This is a genomic window from Dysgonomonas sp. Shenzhen-Wh21, from assembly GCF_043392705.1.
Taxonomy (GTDB): Bacteria; Bacteroidota; Bacteroidia; order Bacteroidales; family Dysgonomonadaceae; genus Dysgonomonas.
This window is the reverse complement of record NZ_JAIXHZ010000153.1, coordinates 1-5,225: the sequence shown is the minus strand read 5'-3', so window position 1 is coordinate 5,225 and position 5,225 is coordinate 1. Positions and strand designations below refer to the sequence as shown.

The 5,225-nt window shown below is 35.4% G+C and carries 4 protein-coding genes; 2 read left to right on the top strand and 2 right to left on the bottom strand.

Annotated features, from left to right (window positions below):
* A partial coding sequence (locus tag LDB17_RS10260) for a bifunctional alpha,alpha-trehalose-phosphate synthase (UDP-forming)/trehalose-phosphatase (protein WP_393925027.1) occupies positions 1 to 1,935 on the top strand: 1,935 nt, incomplete at its 5' end.
* 11 nt (positions 1,936 to 1,946) lie between these two features.
* A complete protein-coding gene (locus LDB17_RS10255) occupies positions 1,947 to 3,740 on the top strand; it encodes a glycoside hydrolase family 15 protein (RefSeq protein WP_252639057.1) in 1,794 nt (597 codons plus the stop codon).
* 74 nt (positions 3,741 to 3,814) lie between these two features.
* Here LDB17_RS10255 and LDB17_RS10250 read toward each other — a convergent pair whose 3' ends face one another.
* Together LDB17_RS10250 and LDB17_RS10245 are read right to left on the bottom strand one after the other, a co-directional pair.
* Complete coding sequence (locus LDB17_RS10250) at positions 3,815 to 4,432, bottom strand: bifunctional 2-polyprenyl-6-hydroxyphenol methylase/3-demethylubiquinol 3-O-methyltransferase UbiG (protein WP_252639056.1); 618 nt, start codon at positions 4,430 to 4,432, stop codon at positions 3,815 to 3,817.
* Between the two features lie 16 nt (positions 4,433 to 4,448).
* The gene (locus tag LDB17_RS10245; RefSeq protein WP_393925026.1) at positions 4,449 to 5,126 is read right to left on the bottom strand and encodes a phospholipase A; all 678 of its coding nucleotides are present in this window, start codon (positions 5,124 to 5,126) and stop codon (positions 4,449 to 4,451) included.
* Between the last annotated feature and the right edge of the window lie 99 nt (positions 5,127 to 5,225).

Genomic DNA, 5,225 nt, shown 5'->3' with positions numbered 1-5,225 from the left:
CCTTCACAAATAGAAAATTATTATGAAGGATATAGCAACAGTGTAATTTGGCCGCTTTCTCATTACTTTTTCAGCAATGTAAGGTACAATAATTGCTACTGGACTGTATATAAGGAAGTGAATGTTTTATTCTGTGAAAAAGCGATGGAGATCATAGAACCTGATGATATTGTTTGGATCCAGGACTATCAATTGATGCTTTTACCCCGAATGATAAGAGACAGAATGCCTGAAGTAAGTATTGGTTACTTTCATCATATACCATTCCCTTCTTATGAATTATTTAGGTGCTTACCCGAAAGAAGTGATATTTTAAACGGTCTGCTGGGCGCCGACCTTGTTGCTTTTCATACGCATGGATATATGAGACATTTTATTAGTGCTGTTTATAGGGTACTAAAATTAGATTGCAATCTCGATGAAATCCATTTAGATGGCAGAATCGTAGATGTGGATGCTTTTCCAATGGGAATAAACTATGATATGTATCACAATGCTTTATTAAATCCTCATATAAAGAAACAAGCAGAGAAACTACGTGGTGAGTTTGGCAACAGTAAGCTTATATTATCTGTAGATAGGTTGGATTATAGCAAAGGGATTCTTATGCGTTTAAGGTGTTTTGAAGACTTCTTAGCAAACCAACCGCAATATAGAGGAAAGGTTAGTCTCATTATGATTGTAGCACCATCAAGAGACAATGTTGATATTTATGCAAAGCTGAAAGAAGATATAGACCAGAAGGTAGGAGCCATCAATGGTAAATATGCTACAGCAGGATGGCAACCAATCAATTATTTTTATAGGTCATTCGTCTTCGAAGAGATAACAGCTTTGTATCATATATCGGATATATGTTTAGTCAACCCTTTTAGGGATGGAATGAACCTTGTTGCAAAAGAGTATATTGCAACAAAACGAGATGGGAAAGGGGTACTCATCTTAAGTGAAATGGCCGGAGCATCTATTGAGTTATCTGATGCGCTGATAGTGAATCCAACTAATATAAAGGATTTAGAGAATGCTCTTCTTATAGCATTGGAAATGCCGGAAGAGGAGCAAAAAGCAGCTATATCAAATATGCAAGAGATTATTTCTTCTCAACATGTTGGGCAATGGGCTAAAGATTTTATAGATGAATTGTTTTCAGTAAAAAAGAAAAATAAAGAATTACAAAAAAAAATAATCGTACGAAAAAACTTCAATGAAATAAAAGATGCATACCAAAAAGCTCAAAAACGTCTGATTATTTTAGACTACGATGGCACATTAGTCTCATTTCATCGCAATCCGATGAAAGCATCACCAACGACTGAAGTTATTGATCTTTTGAAAAAAATGTGTGCTGATAGCCATAATAGAATGATAATAAGTAGTGGTAGAGATAAACAGACTCTTGAAGATTGGTTAGGACATTTGCCATTAGATATGGCAGCCGAACATGGTATGTTTTACAAAGAGAATGGTATATGGAAAAGCAAAGGGCAGAAAATTGAATGGGATCAAGAGATAATAGACATAATCAAACATACAGTAAAAAAGACTCCTCGGTCGAAACTTGAAATAAAAGAAACAGCCTTGGTCTTTCATTACCGGGATGTTGATGTCTGGTTGGCCGAACTGCGTGTAACACAGCTGATAAATGCTTTAATAAATCCAGCATCAAGACAAAACTTGCAGATAATGAAAGGAAATAAAATTGTAGAGATTAAGTCAGGCGAATTTAATAAAGGCTCAGAAGCTTTAAGGCTAATCAATCAAAGTGAATACGATTTTGTGATGGCCATAGGAGACGATACAACTGATGAAGAAATGTTTATGGCATTACCCGATACGGCTATAACGATAAAAGTAGGAGACCCATCAAATGCAGCGCGGTATAATATTCCAAAACAAACTTTAAACATTGATTTCTTGAAAAAACTAATAAAATAATTTAATTGCTTATGGATAATCTAGATTACGGTGTAGTCGGAAATTGTAAAACTGCTGCTTTAATATCAAAAGAAGGAAGTATCGATTGGCTTTGTTTTCCGGTATTCGATTCTCCATCTGTATTTTCTAAATTATTAGATAAAGATAAAGGCGGGAGTTTTTCATTCATTGTTTCTGATAGTTATCGTATTACACAAAATTACTTTAAAGAAACAAATATACTTTGTACTCGCTTTGCTTCTGATGAGGGCGTATTTGAAGTACTCGATTTTATGCCGAGATACAAGACCCGTGGAGACGAGTATTATATCCCTTCCGAAATCTATCGTTATATAAGACTCATTGATGGTAAACCACGTTTTAGGATAAATTATACTCCTGTAATGAATTATGCCAGAGATTCGGTCATACACAAAAAGTTTGCCTACTTTATAAGAACATTCTCTTTAGTAGATGGAAATGATAATATCTATTTATATTCAAGTATTGATTTTGACACCATATTAAATCAAGAAGAAATTATTCTGGAGCAAGACCAGTACATGCTATTGTCGTATAGTCAAAAACTAGCGAATATAGATATCAACCGAGCCTATCTCGAATATCAGCGTACAAAGATTTACTGGTTGAATTGGAATAATCGTTCCCGAAAATTCATAGAATACAACGACTATATTTGTCGCAGTCTGTTGGCTCTTAAACTGATGTGTTATGAGTCATCCGGAGCTATTATGGCAGCTCTTACCACCAGTATTCCGGAAACAATAGGCGAAGTCCGTAACTGGGATTATCGATTCTGCTGGATTCGTGATGCATCGATGTCTATAGGAACTCTCATAGAACTTGGGCATCATTCAACAGCGAAGCGGTTTATGTCTTTTGTGAAGGATATATTGAAATCTAAATCAGATTCTTTACAAATTATGTATGGAATAGATGGCAGTCGTACGTTAAAAGAAGAGATGCTACCGCATTTGGCAGGATATGAAAATTCCCAACCGGTAAGAATTGGAAATGCCGCATATTTCCAAAAACAAAATGACACTTTTGGCTATCTGATGGATGTTATACATAGCTATTATTTCCGTTTTCCAGGGACATTGGGCGAGTTGGAAGAAATGTGGGAAGTTGTTAAATCGATCATCAGAACGGTTTATATTGTTTGGCGAAATCCTGATCAGAGTATATGGGAGTTTCGTAACATCGAAAAGAATTTTGTCTTCTCGAAGGTAATGTGTTGGGTAGCTCTTGACAGAGCAATAGAGATAGCCAAACTTTTAAATCAGACTGACTATGTATCAGCATGGCAAAAAGAAGCGATGGCTATAAAGGAAGATGTGATGCAGAATGGATGGAACGATCAGATTCAGAGTTTTACTCAAGCCTATGATAATACGCATATGGACTCATCATTGCTTTTGATGGAGCAGTATGGTTTTATAGATGCAAACGACGATCGCTATATAAAGACAGTAAAACGTATAAAAGAAGAATTATACCATAATGGATTAATGTATCGATATAAAGTCGATGATGATTTTGGTTTGCCGTCTTCTGCTTTTACTATCTGTACTTTTTGGCTAACTCGTGCATTGTTTATGATTGGTGAGAAAGGCGAAGCCCGGAAAATATTTGATCAGTTACTGGAATATTCGAATCATCTGGGGTTGTTTAGTGAAGATTTGGATTTCGAAACCAAACGTATGCTAGGTAACTTTCCTCAAGCATATTCTCATCTGGCGTTGATAGATACAGCTTTGCTATTCTCTGAAGAACGAAAATATATCAATTTTATTAAACCTTAAGACTGAATCAGTAGCCTTTTATAAGTAATATAATAGAGGCAACGGTAAATGATAACCGTTGCCTCTATTTTTATTTATATCTTTTTCCCGATAAAGCGTATTACCGAGGCTTTTCCATTATGCCCTATACCTTCAGCCAATTCTACTTCTACCTCTTCCAAGAAATCGATTTTTAAAGAATCAAAGATCGAGAGAATCTCTTCCTTCGAATACATCATTTCCACATGTGGAGGACCCCCCGCCAATGGATTTTTTTGTTGGTATTTTACATGCTCTTTACTGAATCCTTCGATAATAATATGCCCTCCAATTTTCAAAAAAGGCAATAATGATCTGTGATATTTTACTTTTAACTGTTCCGGTAGATGAACATATGTAAGAGCGACTGCATCATAAGAGTCTACAATATAATTTTCAGAGATGTCTTCGAAATCAATCACTTTGAATGAAATATTCACACTGTTTTTTTGAGCCAAACGCAAGGCTTTTTCTTTAGCTTGCTGGCTTTGGTCGAAAGCGTCTACACTCCATCCCCTTGTTGCTGCATATACACCATTTCGTCCCTCCCCATCAGCCGGAAGAAGAATTTTTCCTGTAGGAAGCTTATCGATGACTTGCTTGAAAAATAGATTCGGGGTTTCTCCGTAGCGGTATTTTTCAATATTATAACTTTCGTCCCATTTATTATTCATAGTCATTCATTTTTTGTTAATATGCACTGAAGAAATCCGGCTTTATCGTAAATCCTATTCTTACCTGATTTGTATATTTCTTGTAATTTAGCAACCCTTCTCCATATCCGGCATAATAATCCAAAGTTAAGTATTGATTTGAATTTTTGGATACTCTAAATGATAAAGATGTATGTAAATTAGGGTTTATAACCTTATCTCGAGGCATTATATTAAGGCTAAACCACCATAGATTTTCCTTATCTATATAATTGACCGAAAAAATGCCATATCCTTTGTAGCGCAATAAATCTTTATTATTACCACCATCTACATAGGGCAGATATATTTGAGCTTTAGCCGATAATCGCATATTGTAAAAGTATTTGGCTGATAGATTTATATAATTCCAACTCCGTGAGTCTTCTCCGGCTTTACCATTCGACTCATGTTCCAAAGAAATCATCATTGCCCCTTTCAGTTTATTGTCTTTTATAACATACCTGCCAAAGCCTATTCCCGGATTATAATTTGTATCGCGGAAAGGACTTGATTCGTCGTAAATATCCCAAAATGATTTCTGAGAATAAGTAATGTATAAGAATGAGTTGAAAGGAAGTACACTTCTAGTAACTCTGTGGCGAATGCTAAATTGAAAGAAAGCATCAGCAGTTTTGCGGGTTACCGATTTATTTAAAGGGATTCCGGTTACCATATAATTATCCTTATATACCGCAAAAGGTGTCTGCTTGTCGAGTACAGAGTTACTAGAAGTGTACTTCCTTTCAACTCATTCTTATACATTACTTATTCT